Annotated in this window: 1 protein-coding gene; it reads left to right on the forward strand. The window is 62.4% G+C overall.

The genetic code is table 11. The annotated features are described in order from the left end of the window. Positions 1–39: 39 nt before the first annotated feature. Positions 40–1,117: hypothetical protein (locus NW808_RS03935; RefSeq protein WP_414420361.1), on the forward strand; the 1,078-nt coding region annotated here is incomplete at its 3' end.

Genomic DNA, 1,117 nt, shown 5'->3' on the forward strand with positions numbered 1-1,117 from the left:
TGGCGGCCGCTCACCGTTCTCGTCTATTGGGGAGCCATCATGCTCGCTGTCCTCTCCTGGGCGGGCGAGAAGATGCCTTGGTTGGTGATCCACATCACGGTTCCCTTGTGTCTGCTCGCTGGTTTGCTTGTCGGCAGGCTCCTCGAGCAGTTCGAGCATGCCTGGATCCGCTGGAACCGCGCTGAACGTCGCCTCGCGCTCGGCTTAGCGACGCTCGTCCTCGCGCTCCTCGCACAGTGGTTCCTCGCGATGGCCTGGGTCACAGCCGGTCCATTCGAGACGACGCAGGGTCCTCCGATGCGAGGAATTCGTTTCGGCGGGGAGACCGCGCTCCGCCTGGCATGGGTACCGGTGCTCGTCGCTGCTTTCGCAGTCATCGTGCCAGCTGTCGATCGACGATGGCGCCAGTTCGCACTTCCAGCAGTCTCCGGTTGGCTGATCGCGGCAGCCCTCTTTCAAGTCCACGCTGGATGGCGGGTGACCTATCGAGAAGGAGACGTGCCGCGCGACATGCTGATCTATGTCCAGACAGCACCACACGTCGTCCAGCTCACCCGCGACCTCGAGCGCTTTTCGCACGAGCTGACCGGAGGGATGGATCTGGAGATCTGGTACGACTCGGGAACGCAGTGGCCAATGAACTGGTATCTTCGCGAGTTTCCACGTCGCCGCTATTTCGGTACGACCCTCAACACCCTTCCCGAGCATCCGCCGCCGATCGTGCTCTACTCGCTCGAATACTTGCGTCCGGAAACCGATGCCCTTCTGCGGAGCCAATACACGAGCTTCGATTATCCGATGCGCTGGTGGTATCCAGAAGAGACCACGTACCGAGCATTCGCGATCGCGCCCGAACTGAAGAATCCAGCACGCCAGAACCTCCAAACGAGTGATCTCCCGCCGTTCACGCTCGGCGATGTGCTCCGGAGCATCTGGCGCAGCCTGGCGAGTGCCCGGGAACCATCGCAACAGGCCAAGCTGTTTCGCTTGGTCGCTCTGCGTGAACTGCCCTCGCCGATCGGCTCGTACCGTTTCCGCCTTTACGTCCGCAACGACCTGCTACCGGCTTTCCAGGAGATCCGGCTGCAGCAACCGCGGTTGGACCCGGGCCTGGCAG

The sequence above is a fragment of the Synechococcus sp. W70.1 genome, assembly GCF_047461515.1.
GTDB lineage: Bacteria > Cyanobacteriota > Cyanobacteriia > Thermostichales > Thermostichaceae > Thermostichus.